Annotated in this window: 13 protein-coding genes; 10 read left to right on the top strand and 3 right to left on the bottom strand. The window is 71.5% G+C overall.

The features are described 5' to 3' along the window. Positions 1–149: 149 nt before the first annotated feature. Positions 150–1,994, top strand: coding sequence for a phosphoenolpyruvate carboxykinase (GTP) (locus ACE3Q8_RS15880; RefSeq protein WP_374471267.1), 1,845 nt, complete (start codon positions 150–152; stop codon positions 1,992–1,994). Between the two features lie 9 nt (positions 1,995–2,003). Here the strand turns inward: ACE3Q8_RS15880 and ACE3Q8_RS15875 are convergent, their stop codons facing one another. Beyond that, a complete protein-coding gene (locus tag ACE3Q8_RS15875; RefSeq protein WP_374471266.1) occupies positions 2,004–3,029 on the bottom strand; it encodes an NAD-dependent epimerase/dehydratase family protein in 1,026 nt (341 codons plus the stop codon). 1 nt (position 3,030) lies between these two features. Beyond that, positions 3,031–5,196 (bottom strand): GumC family protein, encoded by a 2,166-nt coding sequence (locus ACE3Q8_RS15870; RefSeq protein WP_374471265.1) that lies wholly within the window; start codon positions 5,194–5,196, stop codon positions 3,031–3,033. A 273-nt stretch (positions 5,197–5,469) separates the two neighbouring features. On the opposite strand from ACE3Q8_RS15870, the gene ACE3Q8_RS15865 reads away from it, so the two are divergent. The 9 genes from ACE3Q8_RS15865 to ACE3Q8_RS15825 are packed head-to-tail and all read left to right on the top strand — an operon-like array spanning position 5,470 to position 14,826. Further along, entirely contained in the window at positions 5,470–6,651 is a 1,182-nt protein-coding gene (locus tag ACE3Q8_RS15865; RefSeq protein ID WP_374471264.1) for a glycosyltransferase, read from the top strand. Between the two features lie 55 nt (positions 6,652–6,706). Further along, positions 6,707–7,774, top strand: coding sequence for a kinase (locus tag ACE3Q8_RS15860; RefSeq protein WP_374471263.1), 1,068 nt, complete (start codon positions 6,707–6,709; stop codon positions 7,772–7,774). 2 nt (positions 7,775–7,776) lie between these two features. Further along, positions 7,777–8,706 (top strand): NAD-dependent epimerase/dehydratase family protein, encoded by a 930-nt coding sequence (locus ACE3Q8_RS15855; protein WP_374471262.1) that lies wholly within the window; start codon positions 7,777–7,779, stop codon positions 8,704–8,706. A gap of 51 nt (positions 8,707–8,757) precedes the next feature. Continuing rightward, positions 8,758–9,645, top strand: coding sequence for a methyltransferase domain-containing protein (locus ACE3Q8_RS15850; protein WP_374471261.1), 888 nt, complete (start codon positions 8,758–8,760; stop codon positions 9,643–9,645). Beyond that, positions 9,642–10,949: a polysaccharide pyruvyl transferase family protein gene (locus ACE3Q8_RS15845; RefSeq protein ID WP_374471260.1), complete on the top strand. Its 1,308-nt coding sequence runs from the start codon at positions 9,642–9,644 to the stop codon at positions 10,947–10,949. The genes ACE3Q8_RS15850 and ACE3Q8_RS15845 overlap by 4 nt, the downstream gene beginning before the upstream one ends. 4 nt (positions 10,950–10,953) lie before the next feature. Further along, positions 10,954–12,306 carry a lipopolysaccharide biosynthesis protein gene (locus ACE3Q8_RS15840; protein WP_374471259.1) on the top strand — a complete coding sequence of 451 codons (1,353 nt, stop codon included), beginning with the start codon at positions 10,954–10,956 and terminating at the stop codon, positions 12,304–12,306. Then, on the top strand, positions 12,299–13,210 hold the full coding sequence (locus ACE3Q8_RS15835; RefSeq protein ID WP_374471258.1) for a hypothetical protein: 912 nt from the start codon (positions 12,299–12,301) through the stop codon (positions 13,208–13,210). The genes ACE3Q8_RS15840 and ACE3Q8_RS15835 overlap by 8 nt, the downstream gene beginning before the upstream one ends. Continuing rightward, a complete protein-coding gene (locus ACE3Q8_RS15830) occupies positions 13,207–13,593 on the top strand; it encodes a glycosyltransferase (RefSeq protein WP_374471257.1) in 387 nt (128 codons plus the stop codon). The genes ACE3Q8_RS15835 and ACE3Q8_RS15830 overlap by 4 nt, the downstream gene beginning before the upstream one ends. A 42-nt stretch (positions 13,594–13,635) precedes the next feature. Next, a complete protein-coding gene (locus tag ACE3Q8_RS15825) occupies positions 13,636–14,826 on the top strand; it encodes a glycoside hydrolase family 16 protein (protein ID WP_374471256.1) in 1,191 nt (396 codons plus the stop codon). Here the strand turns inward: ACE3Q8_RS15825 and ACE3Q8_RS15820 are convergent. Further along, positions 14,793–16,124, bottom strand: a complete 1,332-nt coding sequence (locus tag ACE3Q8_RS15820) for an O-antigen ligase family protein (RefSeq protein ID WP_374471255.1) — start codon at positions 16,122–16,124, stop codon at positions 14,793–14,795. The two genes, ACE3Q8_RS15825 and ACE3Q8_RS15820, sit on opposite strands and share 34 nt — an antisense overlap. Positions 16,125–16,144 lie beyond the last annotated feature (20 nt).

The following is a 16,144-nucleotide window of genomic DNA, read 5'->3' as shown; positions in this document are numbered from 1 at the left end:
CGTTGCTGACGCTGTCCCACGCCAGGGCGCGAAGGCGCTCTGCGCCAATTAGCCGCGCAGCGCATCCCGCGCCAGCCTCGCCTGCGGGCCGGGGACTGACTATGCAAACCTTGGGGCGCGGCTGGGCGCAAGGACGAGTCGAGGGGCAGATGATCAAGGAGACGGTTCCGGGACTGGATTCCGCGCCGACGAACCACGCGAAGCTGGTCCAGTGGGTTCGCGAGATCGCCGCGATGACGGAGCCGGACCGGGTCGTCTGGTGTGACGGATCCGAGGAGGAGTGGACCCGGCTCACCGACGAACTGGTCGCCGCCGGCACCCTGCAGCGGCTCAATCCGGCGAAGCGCCCGAACTCATTCTATGCGGTCTCCGATCCGCGCGACGTGGCTCGGGTGGAGAGCCGCACCTTCATCTGCTCGGAGAAGCCGGAGGACGCCGGCCCCACCAACAACTGGCTCGACCCGACCGAGATGCGGGCCGACCTGAAGGACCTGTTCAAGGGCTGCATGAAGGGCCGCACCATGTACGTGGTGCCGTTCTGCATGGGGCCGCTGGGTTCGAAGATCTCCGCCATCGGCGTCGAGATCACCGACAGCGCTTATGTGGCGGTCTCGATGCGGATCATGACCCGGATGGGCAAGGCCGCGCTGGACCAGCTGGGCGACGACGGGTTCTTCGTCCCGGCCGTCCACTCCGTGGGTAAGCCGCTGGCCCAGGGCGAGGCCGACGTTCCGTGGCCGTGCAACGAGATCAAGTACATCGTCCACTTCCCGGAGACCCGGGAGATCTGGTCCTACGGCTCGGGCTACGGCGGCAACGCCCTGCTCGGCAAGAAGTGCTTCGCGCTCCGCATCGCCTCGGTGATGGCCCGCGACGAGGGCTGGTTCGCCGAGCACATGCTGATCCTGAAGCTGACGTCGCCGCAGAACGAGGTCCGCTACGTGGCGGCCGCCTTCCCGAGCGCCTGCGGCAAGACCAATATGGCCATGCTGCAGCCGACGCTGGCCGGCTGGAAGGCCGAGACGATCGGCGACGACATCTGCTGGATGCGCTTCGGCGACGACGGCCGGCTGTACGCCGTCAACCCGGAAGCCGGCTTCTTCGGCGTCGCCCCAGGCACCGGCGTGGAGACCAACGGCAACGCCATCGATGCGCTGCACTCCAACTGCATCTTCACCAACGTGGCGCTCACCGACGATGGCGACGTCTGGTGGGAGGGGCTGACCGCGGAGCCGCCGGCGCACCTGACCGACTGGCAGGGCCGCGACTGGACTCCGGACAGCGCCACGCCCGCCGCCCACCCGAACGCCCGCTTCACGGTTCCGGCCGCCCAGTGCCCGGTGATCGCCGGCGAGTGGGAGGACCCCGCCGGCGTGCCGATCTCGGCGATCCTGTTCGGCGGCCGTCGCGCCTCGGCGGTGCCGCTGGTGAACGAGGCCCGCGACTGGCGCCACGGCGTCTTCATGGCCTCCAACGTGGCCTCGGAAGGCACCGCCGCGGCGGAGAACGCCATCGGCGAGCTGCGCCGCGATCCCTTCGCCATGCTGCCGTTCTGCGGCTACAACATGGGCGACTACTTCGGCCACTGGCTGGAGATGGGCGAGAAGGCGGATCCCGCCAAACTGCCGCGCATCTACTTCGTCAACTGGTTCCGCAAGGACGAGCGCGGCAAGTTCGTGTGGCCGGGCTACGGCGAGAACAGCCGCGTCCTGAAGTGGATCTTCGACCGGCTGGAGGGCCGCGCGGAAGCCGTGGAGACCCCGATCGGCCGCCTGCCGGCGCCCGGCAGCCTCGACGTGGACGGCCTGGGCCTGAGCGAGGCGCAGCTCGACCTGCTGCTGACCGTCGACGCGGACATCTGGCGCCAGGAAGCCGCCCTCATCCCGCCGTTCTACGAGAAGTTCGGCGACCACACGCCCAAGGCGCTGTGGGAGGAGTACGAGGCGCTGGTCAGCCGGCTTGGCGCGCCCGCCGCCGCCGGCGCGGCCGCCTGACCACCGTTCTCACACGAAACGGCCGTCGCTCTCGTCCCGCCACTTGGCGAGCGCGACGGTCAGATCCTCGTGGAACTGGAAGCCCTGCGCCCTGAGCCAGCCGGGGTCCACCCGTGTGGATTCCACCAGCTTGCGGATGCGGTCGCGATGGAAGGGGTTCGACCAGCCCAGCCGGTCGAAGACCTCTCCGGCCGCGCCGATGGCCATGAGCAGGGGGAGGGGAATGGCAGGGGGGCGGGCGCGCCAGCCGGTTACGGCGCACAGCGCCTGCACGATGGCTTCCGTCGTCGGCGGCTCCGGGAAGGCGAAGTTATACAGGATCTCGGGGTCAGGGTGCTGGAGGGCGAAACGCAGGCTGCGGATCAGCTCGTCCACCGAGCCGCCCGATTTCACCGTGTCGCGCCGACCGGGATAGACGAAGTAGCCGCCGCGCAGGGCGGCGGCCAGACGCGTGTAGTTTCCCTGTTCACCCGGCCCGAACACCACGGCCGGGCGCACGATCACCAGTTTGCGTCCCGGCCGCCGCCGGCCCCAGGCGCGATAGCATTGCTCCGCCAGCAGCTTGGAGCGGCCGTAGTGGGTGCCGGGATCCGGCGGGGTGCTCTCGTCCATCACCCGTTCGCCCGACCCATAGACCGAGATCGAGCTGGTGAACGCCAGGGCCGGCACCTGGGCGGCTTCCGCCAGCTCACAGGTGTTCTGCGCCCCGGCGATATTGGTTTCATAATAGGCTTCCGGCGGATGTCCCGGGGTGCGATGCACCGCCGCCAGGTTGACGATCAGGTCCAGGCCGTCAGCCAGGCCCGCCGGCGCCGGCCCGCGAACATCCCAGATCTGGAAGTCCACTCCGGCCGGCAGGGGGGCCTGCGGCGCCCGCAGGTCGGCGGCCCGCACCTGGCCGATCCCCGGGTCCGCCGCCAAGCTGCGCACGAGGCGGCTTCCGATGAAGCCGCTGGCGCCCACCACCAGCACGCCGCGCGGCGCCAGCCCCCTGGGCGGCGGCGGCGCGCCTGGCGTCGTCTGCGACGGCGGCACGTCAGCGGGCGCCCGGTTCCTCCTGATAATACTTCCGGTACTTGGCGTAGTAGTAGGTCTGGTCGCCGTAGCCGTAGCGCACCTGCCGCTTCATATCGACTTGGCTCAGCACGACCCCGCCGATGTAGGCGCCGGAGCTGTCGAGCAGCTTGAGGGCCGAATCGATCGCCTGCACCGGCGTCTGCCGCCACTTGGCCAGGAAGATCACCGCATCGGCCTTCGCCGCGATGACCCGGGTGTCCGACACCGCCAGCGTCGGCGCCGTGTCGACGATCACCAGATCGTAGGCCGACGCGGCGTCCCGCAGCAGGGCGTTCATGGCGGCCGTGTCGAACACGTCCTCCGGCGTGAAGGAGCTGTGGGCCAGCGGCAGCACGTCCAGGCCCGACGCCTCATCCTTGACGATCACGTCCTGCCAGCGGGCCTTGCCGGTGAGGACCTCCAGCAGCCCCTGCTCCGGCTCGATGCCAAGCAGGTTGTTCACATTCCGCCGGCGCAGGTCGCAGTCGATGATCAGCACGCGCCCGCCGCCCTGGGCGGCGGAGCGCGCCACGCACACCGCCGTGGTGGACTTGCCCTCGGAGGGCAGGGCGGAGGTGAACACGACCACCTTGGCCGCCCGACCGTCGCGGACGGTCCGCAGACTGGTGCGCAGCGACCGGATGGCTTCGGAGAAGCTGGAGAGCGGCTTTTCGATCAGATAGTCCACCGGCGACAGGCGCCGATGTTCCGCCTCGGCGACGGAGTCCAGGCTCGGCAGCGCGCCGAGGAACGGCAGGCCAAGCTGGTTCTCCACGTCGCGGCCCGTGGTGAGGCTGGACTGCAGGCGCTCGGCCAGCAGCACGCCGGCGGCGCCGGCCCCCAGGCCGAACAGCAGACCCAGAGCGAGGTTCATGGGGATGTTGGGCGAGCTCGGCTTGCCGGGGGTGCGCGCAAGGCTGAGCACCCGCGCGTCCGGCTGCTCGCCGCCGCTGGCGGCGCTGGTCTGCTTCGCTCGATTGAGGAAGTCCATGTAGACGCCGCGCGCTGCTTCCGCCGCCCGCTCCAGCTCGGCCAACTCGATGGAGGCCGTCGTGTCGTTGGCCAGAGTGCCGCGCGCCGCCCCGAGGCTGCCCTGCAGCGAGGCCACGCGCTGGCGCGACACCTGCGTATCGGCTTCCAGCCCGGAGATCACCCGGCGCAGCTCGCCGGCGATCTGCGCGTCCAGGTCGGTCAGCTCGCTGCGCGCCTTCAGCAGGTCCGGGTGCTGGTCGGCGTATCGGTCCGACAGCTGGGCGACGCGCCCGCTGAGCTCCGCCCGCCGGGCGCGCAGCTGCCGCAGAACCTGCGAGTCGAAGGATTCGTTGGAGCCGCCGCCGCCGCGGGTGAGCTGAGCCCGGGCGAGCTGCAGGCGCGCCTCGGTCTCCGCCAGATTGGCCCGGGCGCTCGCCAGCTGCTGATTGTAGCTGGAAACCTCGCCTTGCGTGTAGGAGGCGCCGGGCGTGGCGGTGAGGTTGTTGGCCTGCCGGTAGGCGGCGATGGCGGCGTTGGCCTTGTCCACATCGGCTTTCAACGCCGCGAGTCGATTGTTCAGGAACGCACCCGAGGTGCGGCCGGCGAGCGCCTTGGTCTCCCGCTGGGCCACCAAGTACTCGTTGGCGTAGAGATTGGCCACGTCGCGCGCCAGCTCCCGGTCCTGCGCGGTGAAGCTGATGTTGATCGCCGACGTCAGGCCGGCGCGGCTGACCTTCAGCCCGCCCTCCACCGTCGGCAGCAGCTCGCTGGCCGGCCGGCCCTTTTGCTGCGCCAGAGCCTGCGACACCTTCTGCGCCAGCACGCGCGAGCGGACGACTTCCACCTCCGTGTCCACCGTGGCGGTGTCCACCGGACGCGGCGCGGTGTCCCCGCTGGCCGCCGGCGTCTCCAGGACCACCGTGGAGGTCGCCGTGTACTTGGGCTTGGTGAGCAGGCTCGCCGCCAGGGCGGCCAGGAAGCAGCCGGCCACGATGGCGGCGAAGAGGCGCCAGCGGGACAGGAAGATGGTCAGCAGGCGCGCCGGTTCAAAGCGCTCTTCCGGGTAGCCGCGCTCGAGGTCTGCGGACGCCGCCGGCCCAGCCGCGGGCGCGGCCGGCTCGTCCTGCCGGGGGATCACCATCGTGTCGGACATGGCGATTTTCTGCTCCGTCATCTTGTCTTCTAGGCCCCCGGCCGGCGCGCGTTCTTGTGCGACGCCAAGCATGACCCCGCCGCCAAGTCGAGCATAATGTCCCCGGGTCGCCGAAGAATGCGGCAATGCGCCCGGCTAGGCGCGACACGGTGATCCAGCTTACCAACAGGGCGGCTGAACGGCGTCATTTTGCGTCAAGCGCCAGATTTGCAAACGGCTCCTAACATTGTTAGGCGGCGTCTGCCAGGACCAGGGGGAGCTCGGCGACCGCGCCGGCGACGGGATACGCCCAGCATGATCATCGTGCACATCCTAACGCGCCTGCTGCGGGCCGGGGCGGAAGAGAACACCCTGGCCATCTGCCGCATGCAGCAGGCGGAGGGCCATCAGGTCGTGCTCATCCATGGGCGCGAGTTCGACACCGCCATGGTGGCGGAAGCGCGGCGGGAGTTCGACGTCTACCAGCTGGACCGGCTGGTGCATCCGATCCGGCCGCTGGATGACGTGGCGGCCGTGGGGCAGATCCGGGCGATGTTCCGGGCCCTGAAGCCGGGGTTCGTGCACACCCACCAGAGCAAGGCGGGGGTGCTTGGGCGACTGGCGGCCCGCCTGGAGCGGGTGCCTTGCGTGGTGCATGGCGTGCACATCCTGCCCTGGACCAACATCGACCCGACGCGCCGCCTGATCTACCTGCTGGCGGAGAAGACCTGCGCCGCCTGGACGGATGCTTTCGTGGATGTCAGTCCGTCCGTACGCGGGGACTACCTGGCGCACGGCCTGGGCCGGCCCGAAGATCACTTCGTGCAGCTCAGCCCCATGCATGTGGCGCGCTTCGCGGGCGCCGCCTGGCCCGAGGACTGGCGCGCGCTGCTGGACGTCGGGCCGGATCTGCAGAAGCCGCCGACGCTCCTGATGCTGGCCGCCTTCGAGCCCCGGAAACGGCATGTGGAGCTGCTGGAGGCTCTCGCGAGCGCCAGCTTGCCCGAGAACGCCAAGATCCTTTTCGCCGGGGATGGTCCGGAGGTGGCGCGTGCGCAACGCGCCGCGCTGGCGCTGGGCCTGGCCGACCGGGTTCGCTTCCTGGGCCATCGGTCGGATCCGGAGCGCCTGATCGCCCTGGCGGACGTCTGCGTCCACACCTCCGAACGCGAGGGCCTGCCGCGGGTGCTGGTGCAGTACCTCGCCGCGGGCCGCGCCATCGTCGCCACGCGCCTGCCGGGTCTGGAGGACATCCTGAGCGACGGACAGAACGGCGTCCTGGCCGACGATGTGCCCGCCGCCGCCCTGGAGGCGGCGTCCCTTCTGCGCAACAGCGTGCGGCGCGAGCGGCTGGCGGCGGCGGCGGCGTCCACCGACGTGAGCGCCTGGACCCCCGAACGGGTCTATCCCAGCGTGCAGGCCGCCTACCGCCATGCGGCTGCGCGCCGTGGCCTGGATCTCAGTCCGAGCCGGACCCCGCGACGAATCGCGGTTTGACTCGCCCAGGGGCCATCAACCATGAGATGTGACGGAAGAGGGCTTGGGGGAAGGGATGCTGGGGCTGACGCGCACGCCGCTCCGGGTGAGCTTGTTCGGCGGCGGCACGGATTACCGGCCGTACTTCGAGCGGCGGCCCGGCGCCGTGGTGGGATTCGCCATTGATCGCTACATCTACGTCTCGGCGCTGAAGCTGAACGGCTGGCAGGATTACAACTATCGCCTGGCCTATTCTCAGCTTGAGACCGTCCGCTCCATCGAGGACCTGGAGCATCCCATCGTCCGCGAGGTGCTGCGCCTCTGGCGGGTGGGGGAGCGGCTCGATCTCAGCACGCAGTCCGACTTCCCCGCCGGCAGCGGCCTGGGGTCGTCGTCGGCCTTCACCGTGGGCTTCGTCAACCTGATCAGCACGCTGTTCGGGCGCGCCCTGTCGAAAGCCGAGCTCGCCCGCATGGCCATGCATGTGGAGCACGATCTGCTGCAGGAAAATGTGGGCGTGCAGGACCAGCTGCACACCGCATTCGGCGGGTTGAACCGCTTCGACTTCGACGGCGGCGACATCCGCGTCACCCCGGTGGCGGCGTCCCCGGCCACGCTTGCGCGGCTGAACAGCTGCCTCGTTCTCGTGCACTGCGGGGTGGTGCGGCGGGCGAGCGACGCGGCGGCCAATCAGCTGGACGCCATCCGCCGGCGACAGACCGACGCGGAACTGGCGGCGCTCTACGACCTGGTCGGCGCCTGCGTGGACCTTCTGGAGCGCCCGGGCGATCCGATCCGGGAGCTGGGCCGACTGCTGCGCGAGGGCTGGGCGCTCAAGCGGCGCCTCGCCTCGGGGGTGACCACCAGCACCGTGGATGAGCTCTACGAACGGGCCCTGCAAGCCGGGGCCTACGGCGGCAAGCTTTGCGGCGCCGGCGGCGGCGGCGCGGTGTTCCTGCTGGTGGAGCCGGAGCGCCTGGCGGCGGTCCGCGAGGCGGTCTCACCCTTTCCCGTGGTTCCGGTGGAGATTGACGTCGCCGGTGCGGTCGTTATGCACCCCACCCGCCGAATGCCGGCAAGCCTGCCCCACGAGTTGGGCGCGAGCTTCCGGCCGGCGAACCTGACGGCGGCGGCTGCGGAGTAGGCATGCGGATCCTCATCACCGGCGGCGCCGGCTACATCGGCTCGATCCTGGCTCCGGCCCTGCTGGCCCGCGGCCATCAGGTGACGGTGCTCGACACCTTCGCGCAAGACGGGTTTCCCCTGGCGGAGTGCTGTCGCTACGCGGGGTTCCAGCCGGTGCGCGGCGACGCCCGGGACACCCGGCTGCTCGACGAGATGGCGCGGGCGCATGACCTGTTCATCCCCCTGGCGGCCCTGGTGGGCGCGCCGCTCTGCGCCCGTGACCAGATCGGCGCGGTGACGGTGAACCGCGACGCCGTGCGCGACCTCGTCAGCCGGCTGAGCGCCGACCAGCAGGTGGTCTACCCCACGACCAACTCCGGCTACGGGGTGGGCGAGGCGGACAGCTTCTGCACCGAGGAGTCGCCGCTACGGCCGGTGTCGCTCTACGGGGTGACCAAGGTGGAGGCGGAGCAGGCCGTGCTCGAGCGCGGCGGGGTGACCCTGCGGCTGGCCACCGTGTTCGGCGCCGCGCCGCGGATGCGGCTGGATCTGCTGGTGAACGACTTCACTTACCGCGCCGCGCGGGACCGCTTCGTCGTGGTGTTCGAAGGCCACTTCCGGCGCAACTACATCCATATCCGCGACGTGGCCGGCGCCTTCCTGCACGCCATGGACCACTATGACGCCATGCGGGGCGAGCCTTACAACGTGGGCCTGTCCACGGCGAACCTGACCAAGCTGGAGCTTTGCGAACGCATCCGGGCGCAGGTCCCCGACTTCGTGGTTCTGGAGTCCGACATCGGCAAGGATCCGGACAAGCGCGACTACATCGTCTCGAACGACAAGCTGGAGGCGACGGGCTGGCGGCCGGAGTGGAGCCTCGACGACGGGATCGCCGAGCTGCTGAAGGCCTACCGGATGATCAACGTCAGTCGCTTCAGCAACGTCTAGCCGGCCGGCGCGCCCGAGCGCCGGACCCCAAGGAGGGCCGTCGGGTCCCGGATGAGCAAGCTGCCGCCCCTGGAGATCCTGCGCTGCCCCCGCTGCGCCGGTCCGCTGGCTGCGCCGGCGCAGTGCCGCACCTGCGGCGAGTTCGCCACGGTGCGAGGGCAGCCGGTGCTGATCGACTTCAGCCGGTCCATCTTCACCCGGGACGGCGTGCTGTCCGCGGAGGGGGCCTCGCCCGTGGCGCGTTCCGCCTGGCGCCGGTCCGTGAAGCAATGGCTGTTTGGCCGCAACCGGGCCGCGGAACGCGCCGCGGCCGACCTGGCGCACAGGTTGCCGCCTTCGGCGCGGGTGCTTGTGATCGGCGGCGGCGAGGTGGGCTCGGGCGCGGAACGCCTCCACGAGAGCTTCGCGGTCGTGGGCACGGACATCTATGCGTCGCCCCACACGGCGCTGCTGGCGGACGCCCATAACCTGCCGTTCACGGACGGCGCCTTCGACGCGGTGTGGATTCAGGCTGTGCTGGAGCACGTGCTGGAGCCCGCGCAGGTGGTGGCGGAGATCCATCGGGTCCTGCGGCCGGAGGGGCTGGTGTTCGCCGACACGCCCTTCCTCCAGCACGTGCATGAAGGCGCCTACGACTTCACCCGCTTCACGCTCAGCGGGCATCGCTGGCTGTTCCGGCGCTTCGATCTCATCGACGCCGGCGTCACCGGCGGCGCGGGCACCGCCCTGCTTTGGGCGGTGCGCGGCTTCGTCACCGCGGTCACCGGCCGGCGCGTCCTGGGGCGCGCGGCCGGGCTGGCCTTCTGCTGGCTGCCGTGGTTCGACGGCCGCACCCGCGGGCACGAGGACGTGGCCGCGGGGACCTACTTCTACGGCCGCCGCAGCGAAGCCCTGGTCTCGCCGCACGCGATGGCGCCGTTCTACGAGGCGCGGCGATGAGCGGCCGCGCCCATCTGCGGCTGGCCGCGCAGGATGGGCGGCGGAGCGGGCTGCGCGTGGCGGCGATCACCCGCCTGGCCACCCAGAACGCCGGCAACGCGGCGCTCTCGCACTGCCTGATCGACCTGCTGAGCCGCCACCCGGCGGTCGAAGATCTGCGCACGGTGGATCGCTACCCCCGGCGCCTGGAAGCCTGGCGGCTGGGGGCGGCGCCGGAGCGGCGCTTCGCCGCCGGCGAAGCCTGGCTGGCCCGCGCCGCCCGTCGCGCGCCGGCCGCCGCCGCCGCGGCGGCCGCGCAGGCGGGTCAACCGATCCGTCCGCAGCTCGACGCGAGCGGCCGGGAATTGCCGGGGTTGGTGCGGGCGCTGAAGCGGCGCATCGGCCTGCGCCGCAACCTGGCGCGCTTTGGCCTCATCGAGGCGGCCGATTTCCACCGCGTCCTGGCCGACATCGCCTGGGCGGACCTGGTGGTGTGGAACCCGGCCGGCGAGATCCACCCCGGCGGCGACAGCGATGCGGTGTTCCGGCTGCTGTTGATGGTGCGGCTGGCCCAGCGGCTCGGAAAGCGCACCGCCATCGTCAACCACAGTCTCGAACTCGAGGACGCCCGCCTCTGGCCCGTCCTCTCGCAGGTGTACGGCGCCGCAGACCTGGTGCTGGTTCGCGACGCCGGCTCGCGTGACGTGGCCCAGTCCCTGGGGGTTGCGCCCGATCGGCTCGAGGAGGCGCCCGACCTGGTGTTCAGCTGGCCGCCCAGCGTTCCCCCGCGGCCGCTTGCGCCCGACGCCCCGATCGGCCTTGCGCTGAACGGTGTGATCGCCGCGCCCGACGATCCGGAGTGGGAACGGCTGGTCCAGGGCCTGGCGGGGCTGGGGCGCAAGCTCGTGTTCGTCAGCAACGCCATGAACCACGACGCGCCCCTGGCGGCGCGCCTGGCCCGCCACGCGCCGATTCAGGTCATTCACGGGCAGCCGGGGCCGCACGCCCTGGCGGACCTGTACGGGGGCATGGCGGCCGTGGTGAGCAGCCGGCTGCACGCCGCGATCCTGGCGATCGCCGCCGGCGCGCCTGTGATCACCTTGGAGCCGCAGGTGTTCAAGCTCACCGGCGTTCTGCAGCAGATGGACTATCCGTTCTCGGCGCTAGGCCTGACCCAGCCCGGCTGGAGCGAGGCGGCGGTGGCGCGGGTTCGCCGGGCCCTGGACCAGCGTGCGGAGGTCAGTCGGCTAGGGCTGGAGGGGCTGGCGCGGCAGGCGGCGCGCATCGAGCGCGCCTATGGGCGCCTGTCGTCGCTGCAGGGCTGAGGGAATGGCCGAGCCCGCCGACCCGATCGCCCGCCTGCGAGCGCGCCTGGCGCCGGACGGGCGCTTCCTTCGCGCCGTGGCCGTCTACGGGGTCGGGCAGTTCGGCCTCAAGGCGCTCGACCTGCTGGCGTTCGCCCTGCTGGTGCGGGCGCTCACCCCCGCCGAGTTCGGCTTCGTCGGGGCCGTGGCGCTGCTGGGGTTCATGGTCACCGATGTCGCCCCGCTGGGCCTCTTCCGGGTGGCGGCGCCGCGGTTCGCCGCGGAGGGCGGCGACGTCCGGCGCTGCGCCCTTGACGCCGCCCTGGCGGGGTACCTGGCCTATGCGCCGGCGATGGCTGTGCTCGTGGCCCTGACGCCGGCCACGGCCCTGGCGGCGGTCGGCCTGGGCGGCTTCGCCCTGGCCCTGAAGATCTATCTGCTGAGCTACCTGATGCGGGCGTTCGCCTATCAGGAGCTGGAGATCCTGCGCATGGATCACCGTCCGATCGCCCAGGCGCTGCTGGAGGCCGTCCCCAGCCTGCTGAACGTGCTGCTGCTGCTGCTGCTCCTGCCCCGTGCGGCCGACAAGGTGCTGGCCAGCGCGGTCTGCGCTGCCCTGGCCTGGTCGCCGCTGTTCCTCGGCTTCCTGGCGTTCGCCCTGCGCGCCCGGCGGCCGCGCTTGGCCGGCCTGGTCGACCTGCTGCGCTACTCCGGCCCCATGACCGTCCACCGCAGCCTGTCGGAGCTCAACAACCTGGCGGGACGGTGGGTTGTGCTGCTCACCGCCGGCCTCGCCGGCGCGGGGGCCTACACCTTCTTCGCCCGGCTGGGGGATCTGCTGAAGCTGGCGCAGGCGCCCCTGCTCAAGGCCTGGATCCCGGCGGCGCTGGCGGCGGAGCGCGATAACACCCCCGAACGGGCGCGCGCGGCGGCCAAGCTGGTGCTCGCCGCTGGTCTCGCCCTTTTCCTGGCCGCGCTTGCGCTCTGCCGCCCGCTGGCGAGACTGGTGGACGCCAACGGCGCCTTCGCCGACGTCTATGACGCCATACCCGTGGTGCTGTTCGCCGGCTGGGTGCTGAACTTCTACTACGTCTTCGCCGCGGGCTACTTCGTGGATCGGCGCCCGGCCGCCCTGGCGCCGATCACCGCCCTGGCCGCAGGGACCAACCTTGGGCTCACCCTGCTGCTGGTGCGCGCCGAAGGCGTGCTGGCGGCGCCCTGGGCGGCGGTGGCGGCGAACCTGCTCTTCACCCTCACGAGCGCCTGGTTCGGGCGCCGGCGCCTGCGCTTCGCCGACCGCAGCGTAGGCCGCACGGCGGTGCTCTGCGCGTTGGTGGGGCTGGCGGCCTTCGTGGCGGACCGGGTGTGGCATGGCTGAGAACGCGCATGAGGCGCCGCTGCGGGTGCTCTACCTCACCCGCGCCGATCCCGCGCAGTCGAACGACTGGTCGGGCCAGCCGTTCTGGACCATTCGCCACCTTCGCGCCGGCGGCTTCGCGGTCACGACACGGCGGGCGGAACCGGCAGGGTCTCTCCGCCTGGCTCGGGCGGCGCAAGCCGCCGCGCGCCTGGTGCGCCGGCGCTACCTGCCGCGGGCGAGCGCGCTGCATCGCCGTTGCACCGAAATCCAGATCCGCCGTCTGCTGGCGGACGCCGACGCTGAGGTGGTGTTCTGCCAGGACGTGGTGAGCGCCGCCGCCGCGCGGCATCCGCGGATCGTCTACTGGTGCGACGCGCCCGTGGAGGACCTCTGGGACAGTTATCTGCCCGGGTCGTGGGCGCGCATCGCCAACCGCAGGGCGGCGCAGGCGCAGGAGGGCGAGGCCCTCCGCAACGCCTGGCGGGTGCTATGCGCCTCCCGCTGGGCGCAGGCGGGCCTCGCCCGCCGGCATCCGGAGCAGGCCCACAAGCTGGTCTACGCGCCCTTCGCGCCTGGCCTGGAGACCAGCCCGGACGCCACCGAGGTGGACGCCGCCATCGCGGCGCGCAGCGTCGAGCGGCTGCGCTTCCTGTTTGTGGGCGTGGACTGGTGGCGCAAGGGCGGCGACCGGGCTGTGGCGCTCGTGCAGACGCTGCGGGCCCGCGGGCTGCCCGCCGAGCTGACGGTGATCGGGGCCGACCCCTGGCGCGGCGCCGCGGCGCCGCCCCGCGGGGCCCCGCGGGGGGGGCGCCGACACTGCCCCCCCCCGCGCGCGGGGCGCGGCGGGCCGGGGGGCGGCCCGCGGCGCTGCGGGCGATCGGGGCCGACCCCGGGCGCGGCGCCGCGGCGCCGCCCTTCGTGACCGCGCTGGGCTTCCTCGACAAGTCCCGCCCGCAGGACGCGTCGCGCTTTCTCCGGGCGCTGGAGAGCGCCCACTTCCTGCTCGCGCCCAGCCGGGCGGAGGCCATGGGGATCGCCCTGCTGGAGGCGCACGCCTTCGGCGTGCCCACGCTCAGCTCCGACGTGGGCGGCCTGCCGTCCATCGTCCGGCCGGGCGTCAACGGCTTCGCCTTCAGCTTCGACGATGTGGGTCGGGTGGCCGACGAGGTGGAGCCCTGGCTTCGCGCCCGCAGCGCCTATGCCGAACTCGCCCGATCCGCGTGGCGCAGCTACCATGCGGAGCATTCCTGGGCCGTGCGCCTGCGCCAGCTGGCCGCTCTGCTGTCGCAGGCCAGGAACGGTTGAGGCGCCGCGGCGGCGCTGGTAGCCTGCCGGGAGGCGTCGACCATGGGGGTAAGAGTGCTGCTGGCCGCCGTTTTCGCCGCCATGTTCGTGGGCGCCGCGCCGTCTGCGCCGGTCAATCCGCAGGGCGGGACCCCGGCCGCGCCGGCGACTGCCGATCCTCACGCCTGGACGCAAAGGTTGGGGTTCGAGGACCTCACCCGCGCGACGCTCGCCCGGGTGGAGCAGGCGATGAACCGTGGGCAGATGACGGCGCAGACGGCCGCGGACATCCGCGCTCGCCTGGCCGCCATACGCGCGGAGGAAGCCGTCTGGCGACAGGCCCTGGAGAAGCCGCCGGGCGCCGGCCAGGCGATCCTCGGCAAGCTCCGGGCGGTCGCCCAGGAGGTCTCCTGGGTGGCGCCGCTGCGGCCGGTGACCCCGGCGCCCACCGCCGAGTGGGAAGACCTGCCGCGCTTCCCGCCCCTTGATCTCAGGCCCTTCCGCCTGACCTTCTCCGACGAGTTCGAGCGCATGTCCGTGACCGCGGACGGGGGCGCCGGCCCCTGGTACGCCCCGGTGCACAGCGACTTCGGCGCGGCGAAGTTCGACCCTCCAGGCCCCGAGGGCCCGTTCTTCCTGCGGGCGGATCGGCGCGCAAAGCGACCCTCGGAGCGCTCGCTGCTGGAAATCCACGCCCGGCGCACGCCCACGGGCTGGCGCAGCGGTCTGATGCAGACGGTGGACGGGAAGGGTCGCGGCTTCGCCCAGACCTATGGCTATTTCGAGATGCGGGCCAAGCTGCCGCCGGGCAAGGCCACCTGGCCGGCCTTCTGGCTGCTCACCCAGCACAACTACACCGATCCGGTGCAGGACCGGGGCGAGATCGACGTGCTGGAGCATTACGGCACAGACCCGCTGCGCCTGCACGTGGCGGTGCACCTGAAGCCGCCGGTGGGATGGAACATCGGCGGGATCGAGCGGCCCTGGTATCGCTCGCACAAGATCCCGATCCTCGACCTCCGGACCGGGTTCCACCGCTATGGCGTCCTGGTCGACCGGGATTGGGTGACCATGTACTACGACGGGGTTCCGCTGGCGCGATATCCCACCCAGCCCGCCTATCGCTCACCGCTGTACATGCTGGTGGACCTCACCATGCACCAGAAGGGGCTGGAGGCGGCGGACAACCCCTCCATCCTGCAGGTGGACTATGTGCGCGCCTATGCGCTGCCGGAGGACTGGCCCAGCCGCTGAGCCCCGGCGAGCTGCGGATAGGCCGCGATCCCGGGACCCTCGGGCGCCCGCACGGCGGCGGCCGGCGCCGAGAGGGGCGGCGGGCGCCAATGAGGCCCGAAGTTCAGCAGCGGAACGTAGGCCAGGCTGAACTGGAGCACCATCAGCAGCTGGTTGGCGCCTTCGAACGAGGTGTAGACCAGCAGACTTGCGAACCACAGGAGCGCGGTGCGGTACTCGCGCGAGTTGGCGAACTGACCCGGCGCCGGGCGCAGGAGCCGGCCGGCCGCGAAGAGCAGCATGGCGCTGTAGACCGCCACGCCGACCACGCCGTTCTCCACCAGGATGCGCAGGAACTCCCCGTGCAGGCCCACATAGTAGTACTCGGCGGAGGTGTATTCCCGCTGGGTCACCTCCAGGAAGCCGTTGGTCCCGATCCCGAACACGGGGGCGGTCTCGAAGAGGATCATCCCCACGCGAACCTGCCATTCGCGCATGACGCTGCTGATGCTGTCCGGGGTGGGGCCGAGGCCCACCGCGGCGAGAAGGGTCTGCACCTGACGGGTGACATAGGTGGAGTCGATCACCTCCACGGCCACGAACAGGCCGGCGAGACCCACCAGGGGCGCCAGGTAGGCGGCGGGGTGCTTTGGATTCAACAGCAGGAGCAGGGCCAGGCCGAAGGCCACATAGGCTTTCCGCTCCCCGGAGAGCAGGATCAACAGGCCGACGCCCACCAGCAGAAGGGAGCCCAGCACGGCCGGAAACCGCGGGCGGGTCCAGATCCAGGCCGCGACCAGCAGCGGCGCCAGGTCGAACAGCGCCTTCGGCTCGTCCAGCCGCTTCCAGCCCCAGTAGTAGCCGTTCACCAGGTGCCAGCCGATGTTGTAGGCCATGATGATCGCGGCCATGGGCGCGAACATGGCGGCGAACTGGCGCAGCGGGTGGGTGGAATAGCGGGCGGCGAAGGCGAGGGTGAAGGCGAACACCAGGCCCCCCTGGAGGAGTTCGCGCACGCCGTTGCTCAGCCGCAGGCTGAAGGCGCTGGCGACGTGCACGCAGGCGAAGAGCAGCAGGGTCCAGCTGAGCGTGCGCAGGAGCGGGCGCTCGCGACCCACCCCGACCAGGGCCAGCGCCGTGGTGACGGCCATCACCGGCAGTGTGGGATAGATGCGGATCCGCAGCCATTCGACGTATTGGTCCAGGCGGATCTCGATGTTGGTGAACAGCAAGGCCACCGACAGCGCGAACAGGAAGTCGATATGGCGCCCCGCCGGCGGGGCGGGGGCGGGCGCAGCGGCGACGGCGAGCGGTGTCAAGCGGGGCGTCCTTGCCGGCG

The sequence above is a fragment of the Phenylobacterium sp. genome (genome assembly GCF_041913825.1).
Lineage (GTDB): Bacteria > Pseudomonadota > Alphaproteobacteria > Caulobacterales > Caulobacteraceae > Phenylobacterium.
Note: the sequence above shows the minus strand (reverse complement) of the source record. Positions and strands in the feature narration are given on the sequence as shown.